Source organism: Ruegeria sp. AF2, assembly GCF_056542025.1.
On record NZ_JBQFZC010000013.1, the window covers coordinates 13,469 to 35,105 of the forward strand.

Sequence of the window (21,637 nt, forward strand, 5' to 3'; positions counted from 1 at the left end):
ATATCCTGTCAGTAGGGGTTCACACCGCTGATTAACTCTTCGCGCACTTCAAGGCGGGGGCGCCAGTTGTATTTGGTGTCCTCGCGCACCTGATCCCAATAAAGCACCCCGCTGTTGCGCCACGGGTCAAGGATGATGCCTTCATACATTGAATCTCCCTTAGCGCTGATCAGAGCCGAATGGTGGATGATCCGGAACGCAGTTGGAGGCGACGTGGCCCAGTGCAAATCCAGAGTGCGAAAGTTCTCTTGCTTCAAACGCGTGGTCATGGCCTGCGCCCAATCATTGCACAGACCTTTTTCGCGAAATCCGTTGATGACCTTTGCGTTGTGGATGATGGCTGGATCGGTGACGTTCCAGTCCTGTTTCAGTTGATTGGAATAGGCATAAGATATCTCGGCTGCACGCCGCGCCTCGGCAGGGTCAACCTTGGGGTCAAGCTGCTGGATCGCTTGTGCCAACTGGTCCACATCATCGGGCCCGGTGTTTGGTGCCATGGCGCATCCGGCAAGGGCCATGCAGGTGGCCAAAACTGCGATGATGATCTTCACGCTCGATTCTCCTCTGGCCAGCTTGGGCGCTGGGTTTGGTTGACGCCCTTTACCCGATTTCTGCGCTCGATCCGAGGGGGAAGTTTCGCCCATTAAGCCCTGAAACCGAGTTGTACAACTCGGAAGAAATAGGCCTGAAGATCCGTACAACACGGAAGAAAAAAGAAAACCCGGCGCAAGGCCGGGTTCAGTTGGGGAAACCGCGTCGCTTCGGGCGTCAGCCCAGCAATCGACGCGCGATGACTTGCGCCTGTATTTCTGCGGCGCCTTCAAAGATATTTAGGATGCGCGCGTCACAAAGCACGCGGCTAATTTTGTATTCCAGAGCGAAGCCGTTGCCGCCATGAATCTGCAGCCCGTTATCCGCCGCAGCCCAAGCAACTCGAGCGCCCAGCAGCTTGGCCATCCCGGCCTCAAGGTCGCAACGTTGACCGTGGTCTTTTTCCCAAGCAGAATAATAGGTTAGCTGCCGTGCGATCATAATTTCGACCGCCATCATCGCCAGCTTGCCCGAGACGCGAGGGAAATTGATCAGAGATTTGCCGAACTGCTTGCGGTCTTGTGCATATTGCATGGCAATGTCCAAAGCACTCTGCGCTACGCCGATGGCGCGGGCAGCCGTTTGGATGCGGGCAGATTCGAAGGTTTCCATTAACTGCTTGAAACCTTTGCCTTCTTCGCCGCCCAGCAGGTTTTCGCCCTTCACTTCGAAGCCGTCAAATCCCAGCTCGTATTCCTTCATGCCACGATAACCCAACACCTCAATCTCACCACCAGTCATGCCGGGCGTGGGGAAAGGGTTCTCGTCGGTTCCAGGTGTCTTCTCAGCCAGGAACATGGACAGCCCACGGTGATCGGTACTGTCGGGATTAGTCCGCGCTAACAAGGTCATCACATGGGTGCGCGCCGCGTGTGTGATCCATGTTTTATTTCCTGTTATTTTATAGTTACCATCTTCACTCTTGACGGCCCGCGTGCGCAGGCTGCCCAAATCCGATCCGGTATTGGGTTCAGTGAAAACAGCGGTTGGCAGGATCTCGGCGCTGGCCAGTTTTGGCAGCCAGTTGGCCTTTTGTTCATCCGTACCGCCCGCTATGATCAGTTCTGCGGCGATTTCGGACCGTGTGCCCAGAGAACCCACACCGATGTACCCGCGCGAAAGCTCTTCCGAGACCACACACATTGAGGCTTTGGATAGGCCGAACCCGCCGAATTCTTCGGGGATGGTCAGACCGAACACGCCCATCTCGGCCAGTTCCTCGATAATCTCGATTGGGATCAGTTCGTCCTTCAGGTGCCATTCATGGGCATTTGGCTCAACCTTTTCAACGGCATAGCGGCGAAACTGGTCTCGGATCATCTCCAGTTCTTCGTCCAGACCAGACGCACCAAACATGGTGGCACCGGACTGGTCCTGCATCAACTCAACCAGACGCGTGCGCGCGGCCTGAGAGTTGGCTTGCGCCATCAGTGTCTGCACTTCGCTGCATTGGAATCCCGACAGAGCATCCCAGCCAAGGCCAAGATCCTGCAAACGTACAACCTCGCCCTGGTTCATCGGAATACCACCGGCGATCTGATGCAAGTATTCCCCAAAGGCGATCTGATGCAACAGCTGCTCCATCTCGCCGAATTTTCCCTCGGTCTGAAGCGCCTCGGCCCAGCGCTGCATCTGCTGCAGCGACTGGTGGTATGTGGCCAGCCAAGCTAGGCCATGGGCGGCTGTCTGATTGGCCTCGATCAGTGCGCCCGATATGCGACCTTCGCTTGTCACCTGCACGCGAACCGATTCGACCGCCTTATCGAACACCGCTTGAACGCCGGGCAGGGCTGCTGCGCTGAGTGATAGAAGATCGGGCAAAACCGCTGGCTGCGTCATGTTCGTCACATCCTGTCCGTCATGGGCCATGAATCACGTCCTCTGCTGGGTTGTCTGGTCATATCATGCTGCACGTGCAGCGCAACAAAAATACGCAAATCATCCATAAAAAGTTCAAAAATTGCTTAGTGACTTTTGCAGTGCAGAAATTTTTTGGACTGGTATGAAGGGTCGATGGGACTGTTTTCACTTATGTCGCCGCAGGATTTCTGTCTGGCTTTGGTCGTTGCCTTCGTCGCGGGCTGGGTCAAAGGCATGGTCGGTTTTGCCATGCCAATGGTGCTTGTTTCTGGTCTTAGCATGATGCTGCCGCCTGAGCTGGCGCTGGCAGGTCTAATCTTGCCCACGCTGGTGACCAATGGGGTGCAGGCCTTGCGGGAAGGTTTACCCGCGGCGGCGGCGTCAGTTCGAAAGTTCAAGGTATTTCTGAGCGTTGGACTGGTCTGTCTATTGGCCAGCGCGCAGCTGATCAACATCTTGTCGCCCAAGGCATTTCTGCTGATCTTAGGCGCACCAGTTTCGTTCTTCGCTCTGATGCAACTACTGGGGCTGAAACTGACGCTGCAAGCGCCCTCAATGCGGGTTGAGGCTATGGTGGGTGCGGTGGCCGGTGCTGTCGGCGGCATCTCGGGCGTGTGGGGACCACCAACCGTGGCCTATCTGACAGCCTTGAATACACCGAAGAAGGATCAGATGCGGGTACAGGGCGTGATATACGGTCTGGGCGCCGTGGCGCTTATTGTGGCGCATCTGGGTTCGGGTATTCTAAGGACTGACACAGCGGTGTTCTCAGCGCTGCTGATTATCCCTGCCTTGGTGGGAATGCGCGGCGGTCAGTTTCTGCAGGATCGTATCGATCAGGCACAGTTCCGCAAACTCACTCTGCTTGTACTGCTGATTGCAGGGCTGAACCTGCTGCGCAGGGGTCTTTTGGGTTAATTGCGTCTTTCAGCAAACCGAAAGGCGAAATAGAGGCCCAACATTAGGAAAAAAAGACCTGAGATATCACCGATCAGATAGGCGATATACTCGGCCGTTGCGCTACCGAAGGCCATGTTGGTGAGAACGGACACCAATACCGATGTGATGATTCCAACGCCCATCACGCACAGCCAGCATGGCTTCCGATCGACGCGCGGAAACAAATCCCAGCCCAACGCCTTGCAGACATAAAAAACCGCTGGAACTGTGGTGACCGCGATAGTGATCGCCAGCAATCTGCTGGGCAGAAGAACATCCCAACCGCCCACAAGGGCAAAGACGATGGCAACGCCGGGCAACAGTGCGAATATCGCCCTCCATCCCAATAACCAGGCCGACAGAACCCGCACGCCGTGCGGCAGGAACAATAAGCTGGCATAGCTGGGGTATGCGGGAAAAAACACGTTTTGAAGCGGCATCAGCACCTGGAATGTTAGGAAAGATGCAGCGACATAGGCCAAAGAGGCATAGAATGTTTCAGAGGCCCATCTGCGCACGGGGTCAGCCGATTACAGATCTGGGGTGGCGATCACCTGGGCGCATGAACCAGATACCGTCCGCGATTGGCGCTACCGCTTTGCGACAGATAACCCTTTTGAACCAGAGACTTCAGCGCGCGGAAAAATGTCGGGCGAGATACGCTTTTGACCAGCGTGTGTTCGATCAGACCAAAGGTGCGTACTTCGCGATCATCTTTCGACAGTTCTTCGGCGGCATAATAGATGTCGCGTTCGACCGGTGAGAGTTCTTCCAGCCCAAGAGTGCGCTCCATGCTTTGCATCAGTTTGCGCAGTTCGGTGAGTTTTGAGATTTCAGTCATTACTTGCCTATAGTTTCCGTGACGGACCGAGGCAGTTCGAAAGGCTGACCTTTTGAACACATCACGCCGACACCCATCCCCGTGTAGAAAAAATCATTACCTTGTTGAACGGCCCGAGACATGATGTGAGTAAGATAGCCCGGATCGCCCGATGTTCAAATTTAACAGAAGCCGCTGCCAAAGGACGCCGGGCTTCGAAGCGTCTTGGGTAAATTGCGATAGCGCATGTTGCACGTTATCGCAATGAACTTGTCTGTGTGCACACAAGGTGCCGAAGCGTAAGCTCTGGTGGGTCAGGGGCCACGATGGCCCCTGAATTCGATCAACCGATCGCGACAGCTTTGATGTCTTCGTCGATGAAGGGCAGGTACTGCTCGAAGTTTTCCGCGAACATGTGCACCAGCTTTTCCGCCTGTTTGTCGAACGCTTCCTGATCGTCCCAGGTGCGGCGCGGATCCAGCAAGACCTCGGGCACACCAGGGACAGAGACCGGCACATCGAAGCCGAAATTGGCGTCCTTGCGGAATTCCGCATCAGTCAGTGATCCTTCCAGCGCAGCCGTCAGCAGCGCGCGGGTGGCCTTGATTGGCATGCGGCTGCCCACGCCGTAGGCGCCTCCAGTCCAGCCGGTGTTGACCAACCAGCAGGTCGCGCCATGCTGAGCAATCTTATCGCGTAGAAGGTTGCCATAAGCCTCGGGGCGGCGTGGCATAAAGGGCGCGCCAAAGCAGGTCGAGAAGGTGGGCTGCGGTTCGGTCACGCCACGTTCGGTCCCGGCGACCTTCGAGGTAAAGCCGGAAAGGAAGTGATACATCGCCTGCGCAGGCGTCAACCGCGCGATCGGAGGCAAAACGCCGAACGCATCGCAGGTCAACATGATGATGTTCTTAGGATGCCCGCCCAATGCAGTTTTCGACGCGTTGGAGATGTATTCCAACGGGTAGGCGCAGCGCATATTCGCAGTCAGAGAGTCGTCGTTGAAATCCAGCTCTTTGGTCTCGGGATCAAAAACCATGTTCTCGATCACCGTGCCAAATTTCGAGGTGGTGGCGTAGATTTCTGGTTCGGCTTCGGCGTTCAGGTTGATGGTCTTGGCATAGCAACCACCTTCAAAGTTGAAGGTGCCTCGATCCGACCAACCGTGTTCGTCATCACCGATCAAGGTGCGCGACGGGTCGGCAGACAGGGTGGTCTTGCCGGTGCCGGACAGGCCGAAGAACACGGCGGTGTCGACCGGGTTGCCAACCGCGTGGTTAGCCGAGCAGTGCATCGGCATTACGCCTTTTTCGGGCAGCATATAGTTCAGCAGGGTGAAGACGGACTTCTTGTTCTCGCCTGCGTATTCGGTGCCGCCGATCAGGATCAGCTTGCGGTCAAAGTTCAGTGCAATCACCGTTTCGCTGCGGCAGCCATGCTTTTTGGGGTCCGCCTGGAAGCTGGGACAGTTGATGATGGTAAAGTCAGCCGTGAAATCATCCAGATCATCATGATCCGGGCGGCGCAGCAGGTGGCGGATGAACAGGTTGTGCCACGCCAGCTCGGTTACCATGCGCACATTGATCGAGTAGCTGGGATCAGCCCCGCCCACGAGGTCCTGCACGAAGTAGTCGCGGCCTTTCATATGGGTCAGCATATCTTCATAGAGCGCGTCAAAACCTTCAGGGCTCATGGCGGCGTTGTTTTCCCACCAGATGCTGTCGGCAACACTGTCTGTCTTGACAACATGCTTGTCCTTGGGCGAGCGGCCAGTGAATTTGCCGGTGGTGACCAGAAAGGCGCCGCCATTGCCAAGGGTGCCTTCGCCGCGCTTCAGCGCTTCTTCGATCAGCGCCGGTTCCATGAAGTTGTAATAGACATTGCCCAGACCCTCGATGCCCTGATCTTCGAGGCGGAATTGCGGGTTAACCCGTCCAGATGTCATGTGTGTCTTCTCCTGTGGCGGCGCGAGGGCCTTGGGCCGGGTGCACCATTGGGGCGGATACCGGAAAGAGCCGGCGGTCAAGCGCCTCTTATCACGGTATTTTGGGACATGAACAGGAGGGTTGGGGGTAGTTAGCGCAACCAAGTTAAGGTTTAGCGCCATCACGAATTGTGTGCCGTAAATCAAGGCAGCTATTTGGGCGCAGCAAGGCAAATTTGCCGCATACCTGCCGCAAGAATGGCACGATTCGAGGTTACGAGTTGATTCGGTGGCTCAAAACCGCCAACAATGCCTTACAAAAAAGCGTATTATTGCGCGAGTGAGCAGGAATAGGGGTGAACCCGATGTCAAAGATTGCACTGGTGGACGACGACAGAAATATCCTGACGTCCGTGTCCATGACACTCGAAGCCGAAGGGTTTGAGGTCGAAACATACAACGATGGTCAGGCTGCGCTGGACGCTTTCAACAAAAAGCTGCCAGACATGGCCGTACTGGATATCAAGATGCCGCGGATGGACGGCATGGATCTTCTGCAAAGGCTGCGGCAGAAAACCCAGATGCCCGTGATTTTTCTGACCTCCAAAGATGACGAGATTGACGAGGTTCTGGGTCTGCGCATGGGTGCAGATGACTACGTCAAAAAACCATTCTCTCAGCGGCTGCTGGTCGAACGGATTCGCGCCTTGTTGCGCCGTCAGGAAGCGGTCGATGGCGATGTGACCAACGCGGCCTCGGGCGATACAAAAGTGATGGAGCGGGGCGAGCTGCGGATGGACCCGCTGCGCCACGCAGTCAGCTGGAAAGGCAATGATGTCTCGCTGACAGTTACCGAGTTTCTGCTGCTGCAGGCCTTGGCGCAACGTCCGGGCTTTGTCAAAAGCCGCGATCAGCTGATGGATGTGGCTTATGATGATCAGGTCTACGTGGATGACCGCACCATTGACAGTCATATCAAGCGACTGCGTAAGAAGATGCGCGCAGCCGATCCCGAGTTTTCGGCGATAGAAACGCTGTACGGTATCGGGTATCGTTATAACGAAGAATAGGCGCGGCCGTTTTATCAAGCCGAAGGGGTCTCGTGCGCGATACTGAACAAGCCAACCAAGTGCACGACGCAGACGTCGTTCTTGGGGATGACTGGGTCATCCCCCAAGACCCTGATGCTGCCGAGCTACAGGCCAAGCGTTCGAGACGAAACCTGTTTTCTATGCGCTATTCGCCCCTGGCGCGCAGGATCATCACCTTCAACCTCATTGCCCTTGTCATTTTGGTGGCAGGGCTGCTGTATCTGGACGACACGCGAAAAGAACGGGTTCAACAAACCGCGCAGAACCTGGTCGGTGATGCGCAACTTGTCAGCAACGTTTTTGAAACCCAGCTGCGTCAACCCTCTGCCAATGGTGCAGGCACATTGGATGTCCGTGATACGCTAGCGGGTCTCAGCTTGCCCGAAGGCGGCGAGGTTTTTGTTTATGACGGCACGGGCACTCTGATCGGTTGGACACGCGGGGCGTCCATGGCCGACAAATTGCCCAGCCTTTTGCATCAGGACGCCGATAGCGCCACGGGAAGCACTTTGATCAGCGACGCATTGAATGCGGTTTGGAATGGTGTGTCTGCGGTCTTTAGCGGTTCTTCCGAAAGCGAGGCTCCGACGCTGGCGCAACGGGTGCAGGAAATGATCCCGCAGGCGCTGAACGGCGGATTGCAAGTACAGGCCGTGCACGACGATAAAGGCAAGACGGTGATTGTCGCCGTGGCCCCGATCCTATTGGACGATACGCCTGTGGGTGCCGTTGCTATGGCGGGCCCGGCGGGCGAGATCGATGCGCTGGCCCGCAAGGAGCAAGAGCGGATCCTGCAGATGTTTGTGGTGGCACTGCTGGTCTCGATCGGTCTGAGCCTCGTTTTGGCCTCAACGATTGCCAATCCTCTTGCTGATCTGGCCGCCGCTGCCGAGATGGGCAAGGACCGCGGAGCCGGAGTGAACCCCGGACGTATCCGCATCCCGGATCTCAGTGCGCGTCCGGATGAAATCGGCCGCCTGAGCCAGGCTTTGCGCGGGATGGTCACGGCGCTTTATAACCGCATTGACGCGAACGAACAATTTGCGGCCGATGTCGCGCATGAGATCAAGAACCCACTGGCGAGCCTGCAATCCGCCGTGGGCACCATGCGTATGGTCAAACGCGATGATCAGCGCGAAAAGCTATTGGGCGTGATTGAGCATGATGTGCGGCGATTGGATCGACTGGTCAGCGATATCTCGAACGCATCGCGGCTGGACGCGGAGTTGGTGAAAGAAGAAGAGCAGCCCTTTGACCTGCTCAATCTGCTTGGCAATATCAGTCAGTTTCTGGGTGAAGATGCCCGTTCGAAAGGCATCGAATATATCACAGACCTTCCCTCGGACCCCATCGTGGTCAACGGGCTCGAGGCGCGTCTGGCGCAGGTCTTTGTCAACCTGATCACCAATGCGATTTCGTTCTGCGAGGACAAAGACGCCATCCGGGTCTGGGTCCGCCGTCGTGACAACCGCGTGCTCGTGGTGGTTGAAGACACCGGTCCCGGCATTCCTGATCAGGCGCTGACCAAGATCTTCAAGCGTTTCTATTCCGAACGCCCCGAAGAGCATTTCGGCAACAATTCGGGCCTTGGATTGGCGATTTCGAAACAAATCGTCGAGGCGCATGGTGGTGTGATCTGGGCAGAAAATATCCGTCCAACCGAGGCCGATATCACCTCGGACCCGCTTGGTGCGCGGTTTGTTGTCGGGCTTCCCGTCTAGGTTATGAGGACCACCCCACTTTCTGAGATAGCGGATCAAGGGTCGGCCTGCATTCATGGGACCTGTATTGCGGTTCAGGAAAAGGGCTTATTGATCATTGGTGCCTCGGGTACGGGCAAATCTTCTTTGGCGCTACAGATGATGGCGCTTGGGGCGCAGCTTGTCGCGGATGACCGGGTCGAATTGACTGGACAGGCCGATCACGTGATGGCAGCTGGACTTCCGCAGATCCGCGGCCTGATTGAAGCGCGCGGCATCGGGTTACTGCGAGCTGAAGCCGCGAGGTCGGTCCGATTGGCATTTGTTGTGGATTTGGACCAACCCGAGCCCGCGCGGCTGCCTGAACCCACTGAAATTCTTGTGCTGAAGCAAACTGTTCCCTTGCTTCGGGGGGCTGGCGTGCCCAATTTGGCTGCAGGACTTATTCAACTTGTGAAAATGGGGCGCGTAGCCCCGGAATGGCCGAATACATGACAGCACAACAGCGCGTCGTTCTGATAACAGGTCCTTCCGGTGCAGGGCGATCGACCGCAATTCATGTGCTTGAAGATCTGGGGTTCGAGGCGATTGACAACCTGCCGATGGGTTTGCTGGCTCGCCTCGTCGACAATTCGGAGCCTGCGCGCCCAATGGCTTTGGGTATCGACGCGCGCAACCGCGATTTTTCAACCACCGGGTTTATCGAACTTGCCGCCAAGCTGGGCCGGATGGAGAATGTCGACCTGACAATCCTCTATCTGGATTGCAGTGACGAGGTGCTGCTGCGTCGCTTCTCGGAGACCCGCCGCCGTCACCCGGTTGCGACTGATGCCAGCCCGGAAACCGGCATTTGTCAGGAAAAGGAACTGTTAGCCCCAATTCGCGAGTTTGCCGACACGCTGATCGACACCAGCGCGTTGAATGTGCATCAGCTGCGGGAAGAGGTCGAACGCTGGTTCGCCCCAAAGGGCGGGCGGCATCTGGCGGTGTCGATCGAATCCTTCTCGTACAAGCGGGGCTTGCCGCGCGGTTTGGACATGGTGTTCGATTGCCGGTTTCTGGCCAATCCATACTGGCGGCCTGAACTGCGGGATGCGGATGGTCGAAACTCGGATGTGGCGGCCTATGTTCAATCAGATGCAAACTATGGCGTCTTCTTTGACCGGGTGGTCGACCTGCTGATCGAACTGCTTCCGGCCTTCCGTGAGGAAGGCAAAGCGCACCTTTCAGTTGCATTTGGGTGCACCGGAGGGCAGCACCGCTCGGTCGCGGTGGCTGAAGCAGTTGCAAAGGCCCTTGCAGAAGGGGGGCAGCAGGTGGCAATTAGGCATCGCGAAATGGAACGACGCGCGTTGAATGTGAGGCCGGAGTGATCGGGATCGTTATTGTTGCACATGGTGGGTTGGCTCAGGAGTATCTTGCGGCCACGCAGCATGTGGTTGGAAAGCAACCCGGACTGGTGGCCATCCCGATAGAAGCCGACCATGATCGCGAAGCGAAACAAGTTGAAATCTGCCGCGCGGCGGACGAGGTCGATATGGGCGATGGCGTCGTTGTGGTGACCGATCTGTTCGGCGGCAGCCCCTCGAATCTGAGTCTGCGCGCATGTGCGCCACAAGACCGGCGAATCCTTTACGGGGCCAACCTTCCCATGCTGATCAAACTGGCCAAAAGTCGCCACTTGCCACTGGCCGAGGCCGTGCGTTTGGCTTTGGAAGCTGGACGAAAGTACATCAATGCGCAAAATGTGACATTGGATTGACACCGGATAGATTCATATGACGACCAAGAGTTTGAAAATTATCAATGAAAAGGGCCTTCACGCCCGCGCTTCTGCCAAGCTGGTCGAGGTGGTCGAAGGCTTTGATGCGCGCGCCGAGGTGTCACGAGACGGGCTTTCTGCCTCGGGCGACAGTATCATGGGCCTTTTGATGTTGGCAGCGTCGCGCGGAAGCACTATTGACGTCGAGACGTCCGGCCCGGATGCTGAGGCGTTGGCAGAGGCTTTGGAAACATTGGTGAACGATAAGTTCGGCGAAGGGTTCTGACAGCCACGACACCAAGGACGGAAAGACAAGGCAATTGGCGGAAACCACGCACGATACCAAGACAGGTCCTGTAGTGGATCACGACACCGATCAGGGTGAAATCTACGACCGCAGAACCCTGACCTACGCCAACTCGTTTGACGATGCCTGGACGTCTACGGCCATTCGCGCCATCGAATGGTGCACAGGCAAGCTGACCATCTTGCGCATGGTCAACAAGTTCGAGAAGCAGAACGAACGCTATCGAGGTCAGAAGTTCTGGGGCGGTGCGCTCAAGACCATGGGTATCGAGCTGACAACTCCAGCCGAACAGATCGCCCGCATTCCAAAAGAAGGCCCCGTAGTGGTCGTCGCGAACCATCCGCACGGCATGGTTGATGGCATGATCTTCGCTGAACTCATCGGTCGGGTCCGCAGTGACTATCGCATCCTGACCCGCTCAGTCCTGACTGGGTTGGATGAAGCTGCGACCTCATTCATGATCCCGGTGCCGTTCCCGCATGATCCTGAAGCGCAGGCCAAGATGCTCGAGATGCGCAGCAAGACGATGAAACATCTGGCAGATGGGGGCGTTGTCGCGTTATTCCCGTCAGGTGTTGTGATGTCTTCGGATGATTGGTTCGGACCAGCCATCGAGCGGGAGTGGAATGTCTTCACCGCGAAGATGATCCGTAGGTCGGGTGCCAAGGTCGTGCCGATCTTTTTCCCCGGCAGCAACTCGCGCTGGTATCAAATTGCCAACCGGATATCGCCCATCCTGCGCCAGGGCCTACTGCTGCACGAAATCGTCCGATCCTGCAACAGGCCCCAGTCGCCGGTGATCGGTGATCCGATATCGGATGAAGACATGGCGCTGCTGGAACGCGACCCACGCGGCTTCATGGCCTGGCTCCGGGATCACACCATGGCGCTGGGCAAGACCCTCAAACCCTGATCCGCCCCTTCATCTGGCCAAAAATATCTCGGGAGTGAATTGAGCCAAAGGCTCAAGAGAGGGCTGGCCCTCTCAAATCCTATCGTGTCGGTACCGGAACCTCGCCTCGGTAATCATAAAACCCGCGTTCGGTTTTGCGTCCCAGCCATCCGGCTTCGACATATTTCGTCAACAGCGGGCAGGGACGATACTTGGTGTCTGCCAGTCCGTCATGTAACACGTTCATGATCGCCAGACAGGTATCCAAGCCGATGAAGTCCGCCAGTTCCAATGGGCCCATAGGGTGGTTTGCGCCCAGTTTCATCGATTGGTCAATGGACTGCACATTCCCGACACCTTCATACAATGTGTAAACCGCCTCATTGATCATAGGCATCAGAATGCGATTCACGATAAAGGCCGGAAAATCTTCGGCGCTGGCTGAGGTTTTGCCAAGCCGGTCCACTACGGCTTTACAGGAGTTAAAGGTTGCTTCATCGGTGGCGATGCCCCGGATCAACTCGACGAGCTGCATCACAGGGACCGGGTTCATGAAGTGGAATCCCATGAAACGTTCGGGCCGGTCGGTGCGGCTGGCCAGCCGGGTAATTGAGATCGACGAAGTGTTCGATGTCAGGATCGTATGTGGCTGTAGGTGCGGCAACAGGTCTTCAAAGATTGCCTGTTTCACCGTTTCCCGCTCGGTCGCGGCTTCGATTACAAGATCGGTCTGCCCCAAATCCGGCAGATTCAGCGTCGTCGTGATCCGACTCAACGCGGATTTCACTGCATCATCCGAGATTTTGCCGCGCGACGCTTGACGCGCCAGGTTGGTTTCAATGGTTGCCATAGCGCTGTTTAGCGCGTCCTGGCTGACATCGTTCAGTAGAACATCATACTCTGCCAACGCCATAACATGAGCAATCCCGTTGCCCATCTGTCCAGCGCCGATCACTCCGACTGATTTTACGTCCATTTGTTCGATGCCCTTGTTCGCAGAATATGGCGACATTATCGGCAGTTCCCTATGGGCGGCAAGGGGACGGGGACAGTCAATTTCGCTTCAAATGCGCGCATTAGGACTTTCTCAAGACTTGCGGCGGCAAAATGGCGGTTGGGTGAATATTTGGGTGAGTGTGATGAGCTATCAATCGATCAATGCGGTCCATTCCGCGGAAACGACGTGCGAATATGAAAATTCGAAACTACGTTTCAGGGGCCCTCAAAGGGCGTTGAACAACCCCTATGTGGCATGTTTGGGGGGCGAAGAGACCTTTGGCCGTTTCGTAGAAACCCCCTTTCCCAATGAGTTGGAACGTCGTCTGGATCGCCGCTGCGTCAATCTGGGCAGCCTGTTCTGCGGTGCCGAGGCGTTGACGCAGGACAAAGGGCTACTGGAGATCGCAAACCGGTCTGATATATGCGTCCTGCAGTTACCCGGCATGCTGGGGCTATCGAACCGATTCTACCGGGTGCACCCACGACGCAATGACCGTTTCGTTGCGCCAAATGCCGATCTGGTTGCGCTGTATCCCGAAGTAGATTTTACGGATGTCCATTTTGTACAGCACTTGCTGACCCGCCTGTCGGCACGCTCGGATGCCCGTATTGAACTTGTGGAACAAGAGTTGCGCAATGTCTGGATCGAAAAGCTCGGCAAGTTTCTTGCAGAAGTAGGCCCGCCCGTCCTGCTTTTGCATCTGCAAGTGGAGAGAAGCGATTTGGATTCGACACCGGGTGACGGCTTTGCAATCAACCCCGAGATGATTGAGCCTTTGAGACCCCATTGTACGGATATTTTGTCCTTGCAGGTTCAGGTATCCGGCGTATCGAATGAGCTTGAAGACATGTTGTTTGGCACCCTGCAACAACCGATTGCCGAGCATATGATTGGCCCAGCCACACATCGCAATATCGCTGGCTCACTTGCCCAAGTGATCAACGACCTGGGCGTATAAACAACAAAGGCCCGCCGGTGGCGGGCCTTCTAAGATTTTTCGTCGAAAAATCTTTGTCTGAAATCAGCCGAGTTTTTCGGTGAGTTCCGGTACGGCCTGGAACAGGTCTGCGACCAGACCGAAGTCTGCGACCTGGAAGATCGGCGCTTCTTCGTCCTTGTTGATCGCAACGATGACCTTGGAGTCCTTCATGCCCGCCAGGTGCTGGATCGCACCCGAGATGCCGACTGCAACGTAAAGGTCAGGGGCAACAACCTTGCCGGTCTGACCCACCTGCCAGTCGTTCGGGGCGTAGCCCGAGTCAACTGCGGCGCGTGAGGCACCAACGGCGGCTCCCAGCTTATCGGCCAGGCCTTCGATCAGTTTGAAGTCGTCTTCCGAGCCAACACCACGGCCACCCGAAACAACAACACCAGCCGAAGTCAGTTCAGGACGGTCGCTTTCAGCAACCTTGTCCTCGACCCACGACGACAGGCCGGGGTTTTCGCCGACCGAGATGGTCTCGACCGCCGCCGAACCACCTTCGCCCGCCGCATCGAAGCTGGCGGTCCGGATGGTCACGACTTTCTTGGCGTCGTTCGATTTCACGGTCTGGATCGCGTTACCCGCGTAGATCGGACGCTCGAAGGTCGTGGCATCGACCACGCCGGACGCGTCCGAGATCACCATCACGTCCAGCAGGGCTGCAACGCGCGGCATCACGTTCTTGGCGTCGGTGGTGGCAGGGGCAACGATATGCTCGTACCCATCGGCCAGACCCACGATCAGGGCTGCGGTCGATTCCGCCAGGCGATGACCCAGCGAGGCGTCTTCGGCCACCAGAACCTTGGATACGCCATCGATCTTGGCAGCGGCCTCACCAGCAGCAGCGGCAGAACCACCTGCGGCCAGAACGGTGATTTCACCCAGCGATTTGACGGCGGCAACGGTCTTGGCTGTGGCGTCAACCGACAGCTCACCATTGTTAACCTCTGCGAGAAGAAGAACAGCCATTACACAGCCCCCGCTTCTTTGAGTTTCTCGACCAGCTCATCAACCGAGCCCACGATGATACCAGCAGCACGTGCCGGCGGCTCTTCGGTCTTGACGACTTCCAGACGCGGAGTGACGTCGACGCCATAATCGGCGGCGGTTTTTTCATCCAGCGGCTTTTTCTTCGCCTTCATGATGTTCGGCAGCGATGCATAGCGCGGCTCGTTCAGGCGCAGGTCTACGGTCACGATGGTTGGCATCTTGACGGAGATGGTCTGCAGACCGCCATCCACCTCGCGGGTGATCTTGGCGGTATCGCCTTCGATGTCCAGCTCGGACGCGAAAGTGCCTTGGCTCCAGCCCAGCAGGGCCGACAGCATCTGACCGGTGGCGTTCATGTCGTTGTCGATCGCCTGTTTGCCCGCCAGAACGATGCCCGGCTGCTCTTCTTCAACCACTTTGGCGAGGATCTTGGCAACGGCAAGCGGTTCGATGTCCTGATGCACGTCATCCGCCGCGACAACCAGAATGGCGCGGTCGGCGCCCATGGCCAGTGCGGTCCGCAGGGTTTCCTGCGACTGTTTCACACCGATCGAAACGGCAACAACCTCATCGGCCTTGCCCGCCTCTTTCAGGCGGATCGCCTCTTCCACGGCAATTTCGTCGAACGGGTTCATCGACATTTTTACATTGGCGAGATCAACGCCGCTGCCATCCGCTTTCACACGAACTTTCACGTTGTAGTCAATCACGCGCTTGACAGGCACGAGTACCTTCATTTTTGCGTATGCTCCTTACAAAAACGGCAAGCCGCGCAGCGACTCCACCAATGCTCTCGCTGGCTTAGATAGCGGGTCGTGATGTTCTGCGACAGAGCAAAATCGTCACGTCATGGTTTCGAGACGTCGCGTTTTGTCATTTTTTGGACCAGAAACGAAATTTAGTTTCCCGACGGCAGGCGCGATCACCGGTTTGCGCCGGGAATCCAGAGCACATCATCGTGCCCGCCGTTGTTGGCACAGCGCGCGGCGACAAAGAACCAATCGCTCAGGCGGTTGAGGTATTTGACAGCCACCTCATTGACCGGTTCCATGTTTGTCAGCTCAACCGCCAACCGCTCGGCCCGGCGCGAAACTGTTCTGCACACATGCAGATGCGCGGCCAAACGTGAGCCACCGGGTAGGATGAAACTGCGCAAGGGCTGGAGCGCTTCGTTCATCGCGTCGATCTCGGCTTCAAGCCGGTCGATCTGAGCGGAAACGATACGCAGGGGCGGGTAGTCGGCCTCGGCATCCTTATCCATGTCGGGGCGGCAGAAATCGGCACCCAGATCAAACAGGTCATTCTGGATACGGGACAAGGCGGCTTCGACTTCTCCGTCTGCTTCGGTCCGTGCCACGCCGACAAAGGAATTCAGCTCATCCACAGTGCCATAGGCCGCGACACGCCCGGAATATTTGGCAACGCGCTCACCATTGCCCAGAGCGGTTTTCCCATCATCGCCGGTGCGCGTGTAAATCTTGTTGAGAACGACCATGCCTTACCCTCCCTGCCCACGCAGATAGACGTAAAGTACGATCAGCAGCACCGCAATGAACTGAAACAGGATCCGCAGGCGCATCAGCTTGTTGCTTTTCAGCGCGGCTTCTTTGCCGGGTTTTCCAAAATTGGCAATGCCCATCACCAGCACGACGACGACCGCCGCCATGGCCAGAAGCAGTATGACCATCGTCAGGTCCATAGCTCACCGTCCGTGTTTGTTCAGTTGTTGAGCCGTCATCTAGCGTTGATAGCGGCAAAAGCGAACAGGTAATTTCGCCTCATATGTCCGAGAGGATGCGATCAATGGCCCGGGTGGGCAGAATACGGCGCAGATATCCGGCGATATAGGTGGGCGTCGTCACATAGTATCGCGGACGTGGGCGCTTGGATTCAACCGCATGGGCCAATTTGGCGGTAACAGCCGAGGCGGGCAGTTCGAACTTGTCAGGTCCGGAGGATTCGTAGAGGCGTTTCAGCAGCGTATCCTCGTATCTCTGTCGCAGGGCTGAGCTTTTCCAGTCAATAAAGCGTTCGAAGACAGGGATCGCGTTCACACGGATCTTCGAGGTGACCGGGCCTGGTTCGATCAGGATGACCTTGATGTCGGTGTCTCGTAGCTCTAGGCGCAAGGTATCGGTCAGGCCTTCGATGGCGTATTTGGTGGCGACGTATGCCCCGCGCCAGGGGAACGCGACCAGTCCCAACACTGATGAGTTCTGCACGATGCGCCCATGGCCCTGAGCCCGCATCACGGGAATCACTTGCCGGGTCAGTTCGTGCCAGCCAAATACGTTGGTCTCGAAAATTAGGCGAAGCCCTTCGATTGGGACATCTTCAACCGCGCCGGGAAGGCCGTGAGCGCCATTGTTGAACAACGCATCCAGCGTGCCACCGGTCGCGTCCAAAACCTGCTGCAGGCCTGAGGTAATGCTATCGGAATCGGTATAGTCGATCAGCGGGCTGTCGAACCCCTGTGCCCGTAGCCGATCACAGTCACGCTGTTGACGGCATGAGGCAAAAACGCGCCAACCGCGCGCGCGCATCCCGTGCGCCGCGTCCAGACCTATCCCGGATGAGCAGCCTGTGATCAGAATCGATTTCTGCATATTGCCCCCGCCTGTGTACTTCGCCCATAGCTATGGCGAGCTTTAGGTCAGGACAATGACACAGTTGCGTCAGTTTGTTGGTTTCCGAACCAGTGAGGCAGAAATCCAACCCACCCGCTGATCAGGGTATAACCGCAACCGCAGCCAGCCGGTGCCGGAATCGCTGAGAACCTCAACGCGCTGGCCAAGTTTGGCTTTGGCGATGATGGGGTAAATCGTTCCGGGCCCATCGCGCATATTGACCCGCGTGCCCGAGATTTCGCGGATATCTTTCTCGGGCTCGATGACCTGATTCACAGGTGTGATGTCATCCTGCACCTCGGCCTCGACCTGCAACAGTCCGGCGGCTCCGTCTTCAAGCGAAGCCAGAGTAAAGCTGACGCCGTTCTCGTCAAATGCAGAGAACTGAGACAGCGGATCGTTGGTGACTTGTGACAGGACGACCGCGGCATCCTCCTCTACTTGTGGCTCGGGCTGAGCGCGCGCCTGTACAATGCGCGCGGCAACGTTGGTCACAAGGTCTTCAGCCCGAGGTGCGTGGTCGTCTTTAGCCCGAGGTGCGTGGTCGGATGCAGGCTCATGTTCTGGCACAGAGGCAACGCGAACCGGTTGCTCGGTGCGGGTGCCGCGCGGTTCGAAATCCGGGCCCCCGCTCATCACATAGAAGCTCCAGCCGAGCATGGCGAAAGTGATAACAATAACACGCTTCATGGCGCACCCCCTGGCAATCGTAACATCAATAAAAGGCAGCAGTCTTAATGTTCGAAAGCCTACCATAGATTCAGCTTCGAGTCGAAAAGCGGGGGAAATCCGATACTTGCCTCCCCCTGTTGCAAAAAAGCCCGACTTGTCCCCAGCAAAATATGCGCCGATTGCTTTACCCGCGCGCGCTTGCGTCGTATCACATCATGTATGAACGATACGATCGACGACCCCAATATGGAGACCCCTGACAATGGGGGCGAGGTAGCCGAGCCGCTGCGCCGCGCAATTGGCGAGCGCTACCTGACCTACGCGCTTTCCACCATCATGCACCGCGCTTTGCCAGATGCGCGCGATGGATTGAAGCCGGTTCACCGGCGAATCCTCTACGCGATGCGCGAGTTGCGACTCAGTGCGACGGGCGGTTTCCGTAAGTCAGCGAAAATCTCTGGCGACGTGATGGGTAACTATCACCCTCATGGCGACGCGGCGATTTACGACGCAATGGCGCGCTTGGCACAGGACTTCAACGTCCGATATCCACTGGTCGACGGGCAGGGGAATTTTGGCAATATCGACGGCGATAATCCGGCGGCCTCTCGATACACCGAGGCGCGGATGACCATCGTGGCCGAAGCCCTGTTGGAAGGGTTGAACGAAGACGCTGTCGATTTCCGCGACAACTATGACGGCACACTGACCGAACCGGTCGTGTTGCCCGCACAGTTCCCGAATCTACTGGCCAATGGCGCCAGCGGTATCGCGGTGGGCATGGCGACGAATATCCCGCCGCATAATATTTCCGAGCTGTGCGACGCTTGTCTGCATCTGATCAAGACGCCGGATGCGCGTGACGATACGCTATTGAATTACGTTCCCGGCCCGGATTTTCCAACCGGGGGCGTCATTGTCGAGCCGCCCGAAAATATCGCGCAGGCCTACCGCACCGGGCGTGGATCCTTCCGGCTGCGCTGTAAATACGAGGTTGAAGATCTGGGGCGTGGCCAGTGGCAGATCATCGTCACCGAGATTCCCTATCAGGTTCAGAAATCCAAGCTGATCGAAAAGATCGCGGAACTGATCCAGACCAAGAAAATCCCGATCCTTGCCGATGTCCGCGACGAATCCGCTGATGACATCCGCCTGATCCTTGAACCACGCTCTAAGAACGTGGACCCCGAGGTGCTGATGGGCATGCTCTATCGCAACTCGGACCTTGAGGTGCGGTTCAGCCTGAACATGAACGTGCTGATCGACGGGGTGACGCCCAAGGTATGCTCGATGAAGGAAGTGCTGCGCGCCTTCCTTGACCACCGGCAAGAGGTGCTGATCCGTCGCTCACGCCACCGGATGGCCAAGATCGACCATCGTTTGGAGGTGTTGGAAGGCTTTATCGTCGCCTTCCTCAACCTCGACCGTGTGATCGACATCATCCGTTACGATGACGATCCCAAAGCCGCGCTGATGCGCGAGGATTGGGGCATCGATCACATCCGCGCCACCGACGAGTCCGACTATGTCTCGCCCAAGCCGGGTGAGGGCGAGCTGTCCGAAGTGCAGGTCGACGCCATCCTCAACATGCGCCTGCGCAGCTTGCGCCGTCTGGAAGAGATGGAACTGGTCCGCGAACGCGACGAGCTGATGCTGGAACGCGCCAATCTCGAAGACCTGCTGGCCGACCCCGCCCTGCAATGGGCCAAGATCGCCGAGCAACTCAAAGAGACCAAGAAGACCTTCGGCAAAGACTATGAAGGCGGCGCGCGCCGGACACAATTTGCCGAGGCAGGTCAGGTCGAGGAAGTGCCGCTTGAGGCGATGATCGACAAGGAACCGATCACGGTCGTCTGCTCTCAGATGGGTTGGATCAGGGCAATGACCGGCCATATCGATCTGAAGCGCGAGTTGAAGTTCAAAGATGGTGACGGCCCACGTTTCATTTTCCACGCGGAAACTACGGACCGCCTGCTGGTCTTTGCGTCAAATGGCCGATTCTATACAGTCAGCGCCGCTAACCTGCCCGGCGGGCGTGGCATGGGCGAACCGCTACGTCTGATGGTCGACCTGCCGAACGAGGCGCAGATTATCGACATCCTGATCCACAAACCGGGGCGCAAGCTGCTTGTGGCCTCGGATGCGGGCAACGGCTTTATGGTGCCGGAAGATGACGTTCTGGCGCAGACCCGGAATGGCAAACAGGTGCTGAACGTCAAAGGAGACGAGACGGCGATGATCTGTAAGCCGGTTGAGGGCGATCATGTTGCTGTTGTCTCGCAGAACGGGAAATTCCTAGTGTTCCCGACAGAGGAACTGCCCGAGATGACCCGTGGTAAGGGTGTCCGCTTGCAGAAGTACAACATGGCGCGTGGGCGGCAGGGCACACTGGAATTGGATGGTGGGTTATCCGATATCACCACCTTCAACTGGGAAGAGGGCCTGAAATGGTCCATGGGCGGCGACAAAACCCGGCACGAGGCAGATATGTCCCAATGGTTGGCCAAGCGTGCGGGTGTTGGGAAAAAAGCACCTTATGGCTTTCCGAGGGATTACAAGTTCTCGTGATATGCTGTCCGCTTGGTGAAAATCTGCCGATACGGCTTGGCACAACCCGTATCGGTGCGCTACATCCAAAGAAAACAGGCCTATCGAGACGAGAGACATGCTGCGCATTCTGACACTGATCACCGGGTTGGCCCTGATGGGCGCATGCACCCAAACGCAGGTTTATGAAGACCCCGAGTCGCTGGGTGAATTCAAGCTACGCGTGAATTATGCCTTTGCGGAAAAGGCCGTTCAGGGACCGGTTTCGCGGGATGCTACGCCGGATGAATGGACCAAAGCGATCCAGAATGCAGTGGACATCAGGCTTGGCCGGTATGAAGGTTCACAGGAATACGACATTGGCATCAGTCTCGAGGGCTACATGTTGGCACCTCCGGGAATTCCTGTGATTTACAACCCCAAAAGCACCGCCATCGTTCTGGTAAACGTCTATGACGTCGAAAAGAAAGAGTTCCTTGCTAAAGGCAAGCAGTTTCAGGTGCTCGAAGATACCACCGGTGAAAGCGCCCTTACTGGATCAGGAAATGCGCGCACCCGAGAAGAACAGATGAACGGTCTGGCCTTGAAGGTTGCCGACCGGGTTGAGGAGTGGCTGGCCGAAGAGCACAAGGATGATGGCTGGTTTGACAAGCGCCCCAGCTTGATCCAGCCGCTTGAAACCGAAGCTGTCACACAAAATCCGGCGTGATGGATGCATTTCCCTCAGGATGTGCTTGATTTTCCCCCCTGAACCAAATATCTCGCGCGCGCAGATGTAACCACGGGACCAAGGGTCCCCCAAATTGCAAAAAGGGCGCCTGAGGAATGGCAAAGGAAAAGTTTGAGCGTAATAAGCCGCACGTCAACATCGGCACGATTGGCCACGTTGACCACGGCAAGACCACGCTGACCGCAGCAATCACCAAGTATTTCGGT

24 protein-coding genes are annotated in these 21,637 nt (G+C 56.9%); 12 read left to right on the forward strand and 12 right to left on the reverse strand.

Features of this window, described 5'->3' with window-relative positions:
• Positions 1–8: 8 nt before the first annotated feature.
• Positions 9–551 (reverse strand): hypothetical protein, encoded by a 543-nt coding sequence (locus ACR0NM_RS20475; RefSeq protein WP_170402284.1) that lies wholly within the window; start codon positions 549–551, stop codon positions 9–11.
• A gap of 217 nt (positions 552–768) precedes the next feature.
• Positions 769–2,460, reverse strand: coding sequence for an acyl-CoA dehydrogenase family protein (locus ACR0NM_RS20480; RefSeq protein ID WP_480616403.1), 1,692 nt, complete (start codon positions 2,458–2,460; stop codon positions 769–771).
• Positions 2,461–2,604: 144 nt separating this feature from the next.
• On the opposite strand from ACR0NM_RS20480, the gene ACR0NM_RS20485 reads away from it, so the two are divergent.
• Positions 2,605–3,369, forward strand: coding sequence for a sulfite exporter TauE/SafE family protein (locus tag ACR0NM_RS20485; protein WP_170392601.1), 765 nt, complete (start codon positions 2,605–2,607; stop codon positions 3,367–3,369).
• Here ACR0NM_RS20485 and ACR0NM_RS20490 read toward each other — a convergent pair.
• The 3 genes from ACR0NM_RS20490 to ACR0NM_RS20500 form a co-directional block, all read right to left on the reverse strand.
• Positions 3,366–3,908 carry a hypothetical protein gene (locus ACR0NM_RS20490; protein ID WP_255611805.1) on the reverse strand — a complete coding sequence of 181 codons (543 nt, stop codon included), beginning with the start codon at positions 3,906–3,908 and terminating at the stop codon, positions 3,366–3,368. The genes ACR0NM_RS20485 and ACR0NM_RS20490 overlap by 4 nt on opposite strands.
• A 32-nt stretch (positions 3,909–3,940) precedes the next feature.
• Positions 3,941–4,231, reverse strand: coding sequence for a hypothetical protein (locus ACR0NM_RS20495; RefSeq protein WP_170392600.1), 291 nt, complete (start codon positions 4,229–4,231; stop codon positions 3,941–3,943).
• Between the two features lie 322 nt (positions 4,232–4,553).
• Positions 4,554–6,152 carry a phosphoenolpyruvate carboxykinase gene (locus tag ACR0NM_RS20500; protein WP_480616405.1) on the reverse strand — a complete coding sequence of 533 codons (1,599 nt, stop codon included), beginning with the start codon at positions 6,150–6,152 and terminating at the stop codon, positions 4,554–4,556.
• A gap of 344 nt (positions 6,153–6,496) precedes the next feature.
• On the opposite strand from ACR0NM_RS20500, the gene ACR0NM_RS20505 reads away from it, so the two are divergent.
• The 7 genes from ACR0NM_RS20505 to ACR0NM_RS20535 all read left to right on the forward strand — a co-directional run bounded on the left by ACR0NM_RS20505 (position 6,497) and on the right by ACR0NM_RS20535 (position 11,904).
• Positions 6,497–7,201 carry a response regulator transcription factor gene (locus tag ACR0NM_RS20505; RefSeq protein WP_170392598.1) on the forward strand — a complete coding sequence of 235 codons (705 nt, stop codon included), beginning with the start codon at positions 6,497–6,499 and terminating at the stop codon, positions 7,199–7,201.
• A gap of 32 nt (positions 7,202–7,233) precedes the next feature.
• Positions 7,234–8,943 (forward strand): sensor histidine kinase, encoded by a 1,710-nt coding sequence (locus tag ACR0NM_RS20510; RefSeq protein WP_170392597.1) that lies wholly within the window; start codon positions 7,234–7,236, stop codon positions 8,941–8,943.
• A gap of 90 nt (positions 8,944–9,033) precedes the next feature.
• On the forward strand, positions 9,034–9,417 hold the full coding sequence (locus ACR0NM_RS20515; RefSeq protein WP_480616407.1) for an HPr kinase/phosphorylase: 384 nt from the start codon (positions 9,034–9,036) through the stop codon (positions 9,415–9,417).
• Positions 9,414–10,295, forward strand: a complete 882-nt coding sequence (rapZ, locus tag ACR0NM_RS20520; protein ID WP_480439341.1) for an RNase adapter RapZ — start codon at positions 9,414–9,416, stop codon at positions 10,293–10,295. Before ACR0NM_RS20515 ends, rapZ begins: the two co-directional genes overlap by 4 nt.
• A complete protein-coding gene (locus ACR0NM_RS20525) occupies positions 10,292–10,684 on the forward strand; it encodes a PTS sugar transporter subunit IIA (protein ID WP_170392594.1) in 393 nt (130 codons plus the stop codon). Before rapZ ends, ACR0NM_RS20525 begins: the two co-directional genes overlap by 4 nt.
• A 16-nt stretch (positions 10,685–10,700) precedes the next feature.
• Positions 10,701–10,970, forward strand: a complete 270-nt coding sequence (locus ACR0NM_RS20530) for an HPr family phosphocarrier protein (RefSeq protein WP_170392593.1) — start codon at positions 10,701–10,703, stop codon at positions 10,968–10,970.
• Positions 10,971–11,004: 34 nt separating this feature from the next.
• On the forward strand, positions 11,005–11,904 hold the full coding sequence (locus ACR0NM_RS20535; RefSeq protein WP_170625114.1) for a lysophospholipid acyltransferase family protein: 900 nt from the start codon (positions 11,005–11,007) through the stop codon (positions 11,902–11,904).
• Between the two features lie 79 nt (positions 11,905–11,983).
• Here the strand turns inward: ACR0NM_RS20535 and ACR0NM_RS20540 are convergent, their stop codons facing one another.
• Complete coding sequence (locus ACR0NM_RS20540) at positions 11,984–12,859, reverse strand: 3-hydroxybutyryl-CoA dehydrogenase (RefSeq protein WP_170513461.1); 876 nt, start codon at positions 12,857–12,859, stop codon at positions 11,984–11,986.
• 163 nt (positions 12,860–13,022) lie between these two features.
• Here ACR0NM_RS20540 and ACR0NM_RS20545 point away from each other — a divergent pair, with 163 nt between their 5' ends.
• Complete coding sequence (locus ACR0NM_RS20545) at positions 13,023–13,841, forward strand: DUF6473 family protein (RefSeq protein ID WP_480562501.1); 819 nt, start codon at positions 13,023–13,025, stop codon at positions 13,839–13,841.
• Between the two features lie 63 nt (positions 13,842–13,904).
• Here ACR0NM_RS20545 and ACR0NM_RS20550 read toward each other — a convergent pair whose 3' ends face one another.
• The 6 genes from ACR0NM_RS20550 to ACR0NM_RS20575 form a co-directional block, all read right to left on the reverse strand.
• A complete protein-coding gene (locus tag ACR0NM_RS20550; protein ID WP_170392590.1) occupies positions 13,905–14,834 on the reverse strand; it encodes an electron transfer flavoprotein subunit alpha/FixB family protein in 930 nt (309 codons plus the stop codon).
• A complete protein-coding gene (locus tag ACR0NM_RS20555; RefSeq protein WP_170392589.1) occupies positions 14,834–15,592 on the reverse strand; it encodes an electron transfer flavoprotein subunit beta/FixA family protein in 759 nt (252 codons plus the stop codon). The genes ACR0NM_RS20550 and ACR0NM_RS20555 overlap by 1 nt, the downstream gene beginning before the upstream one ends.
• Before the next feature lie 185 nt (positions 15,593–15,777).
• Positions 15,778–16,350 carry a cob(I)yrinic acid a,c-diamide adenosyltransferase gene (locus ACR0NM_RS20560; protein WP_170425243.1) on the reverse strand — a complete coding sequence of 191 codons (573 nt, stop codon included), beginning with the start codon at positions 16,348–16,350 and terminating at the stop codon, positions 15,778–15,780.
• Positions 16,351–16,353: 3 nt separating this feature from the next.
• On the reverse strand, positions 16,354–16,554 hold the full coding sequence (locus ACR0NM_RS20565; protein WP_170392587.1) for a twin transmembrane helix small protein: 201 nt from the start codon (positions 16,552–16,554) through the stop codon (positions 16,354–16,356).
• Positions 16,555–16,633: 79 nt separating this feature from the next.
• A complete protein-coding gene (locus ACR0NM_RS20570) occupies positions 16,634–17,461 on the reverse strand; it encodes an SDR family NAD(P)-dependent oxidoreductase (protein WP_170392586.1) in 828 nt (275 codons plus the stop codon).
• Between the two features lie 69 nt (positions 17,462–17,530).
• Complete coding sequence (locus ACR0NM_RS20575) at positions 17,531–18,172, reverse strand: SH3 domain-containing protein (RefSeq protein ID WP_480454364.1); 642 nt, start codon at positions 18,170–18,172, stop codon at positions 17,531–17,533.
• Positions 18,173–18,373: 201 nt separating this feature from the next.
• Between ACR0NM_RS20575 and parC the strand changes: the two genes are divergently transcribed.
• From parC to ACR0NM_RS20590, 3 genes are all read left to right on the forward strand, one after another.
• On the forward strand, positions 18,374–20,722 hold the full coding sequence (gene parC / locus ACR0NM_RS20580; RefSeq protein WP_480616409.1) for a DNA topoisomerase IV subunit A: 2,349 nt from the start codon (positions 18,374–18,376) through the stop codon (positions 20,720–20,722).
• Positions 20,723–20,819: 97 nt separating this feature from the next.
• Complete coding sequence (locus ACR0NM_RS20585; RefSeq protein WP_170392584.1) at positions 20,820–21,410, forward strand: hypothetical protein; 591 nt, start codon at positions 20,820–20,822, stop codon at positions 21,408–21,410.
• Positions 21,411–21,526: 116 nt separating this feature from the next.
• Positions 21,527–21,637: GTP-binding protein (locus tag ACR0NM_RS20590; protein WP_170611170.1), on the forward strand; the 111-nt coding region annotated here is incomplete at its 3' end.

Bases quoted from the DNA above. Each gene is read 5' to 3' on its own strand.
- ACR0NM_RS20530 (WP_170392593.1), top strand. From the start codon at position 10,701: ATGACGACCAAGAGTTTGAAAATTATCAATGAAAAGGGCCTTCACGCC.
- ACR0NM_RS20550 (WP_170392590.1), bottom strand. From the start codon at position 14,834: ATGGCTGTTCTTCTTCTCGCAGAGGTTAACAATGGTGAGCTGTCGGTT.
- ACR0NM_RS20565 (WP_170392587.1), bottom strand. From the start codon at position 16,554: ATGGACCTGACGATGGTCATACTGCTTCTGGCCATGGCGGCGGTCGTC.
- ACR0NM_RS20505 (WP_170392598.1), top strand. From the start codon at position 6,497: ATGTCAAAGATTGCACTGGTGGACGACGACAGAAATATCCTGACGTCC.
- ACR0NM_RS20495 (WP_170392600.1), bottom strand. From the start codon at position 4,231: ATGACTGAAATCTCAAAACTCACCGAACTGCGCAAACTGATGCAAAGC.
- ACR0NM_RS20585 (WP_170392584.1), top strand. From the start codon at position 20,820: ATGCTGCGCATTCTGACACTGATCACCGGGTTGGCCCTGATGGGCGCA.
- rapZ (WP_480439341.1), top strand. From the start codon at position 9,414: ATGACAGCACAACAGCGCGTCGTTCTGATAACAGGTCCTTCCGGTGCA.
- parC (WP_480616409.1), top strand. From the start codon at position 18,374: ATGAACGATACGATCGACGACCCCAATATGGAGACCCCTGACAATGGG.
- ACR0NM_RS20560 (WP_170425243.1), bottom strand. From the start codon at position 16,350: ATGGTCGTTCTCAACAAGATTTACACGCGCACCGGCGATGATGGGAAA.
- ACR0NM_RS20485 (WP_170392601.1), top strand. From the start codon at position 2,605: ATGGGACTGTTTTCACTTATGTCGCCGCAGGATTTCTGTCTGGCTTTG.
- ACR0NM_RS20545 (WP_480562501.1), top strand. From the start codon at position 13,023: ATGAGCTATCAATCGATCAATGCGGTCCATTCCGCGGAAACGACGTGC.
- ACR0NM_RS20540 (WP_170513461.1), bottom strand. From the start codon at position 12,859: ATGGACGTAAAATCAGTCGGAGTGATCGGCGCTGGACAGATGGGCAAC.
- ACR0NM_RS20500 (WP_480616405.1), bottom strand. From the start codon at position 6,152: ATGACATCTGGACGGGTTAACCCGCAATTCCGCCTCGAAGATCAGGGC.
- ACR0NM_RS20570 (WP_170392586.1), bottom strand. From the start codon at position 17,461: ATGCAGAAATCGATTCTGATCACAGGCTGCTCATCCGGGATAGGTCTG.
- ACR0NM_RS20575 (WP_480454364.1), bottom strand. From the start codon at position 18,172: ATGAAGCGTGTTATTGTTATCACTTTCGCCATGCTCGGCTGGAGCTTC.
- ACR0NM_RS20480 (WP_480616403.1), bottom strand. From the start codon at position 2,460: ATGGCCCATGACGGACAGGATGTGACGAACATGACGCAGCCAGCGGTT.
- ACR0NM_RS20555 (WP_170392589.1), bottom strand. From the start codon at position 15,592: ATGAAGGTACTCGTGCCTGTCAAGCGCGTGATTGACTACAACGTGAAA.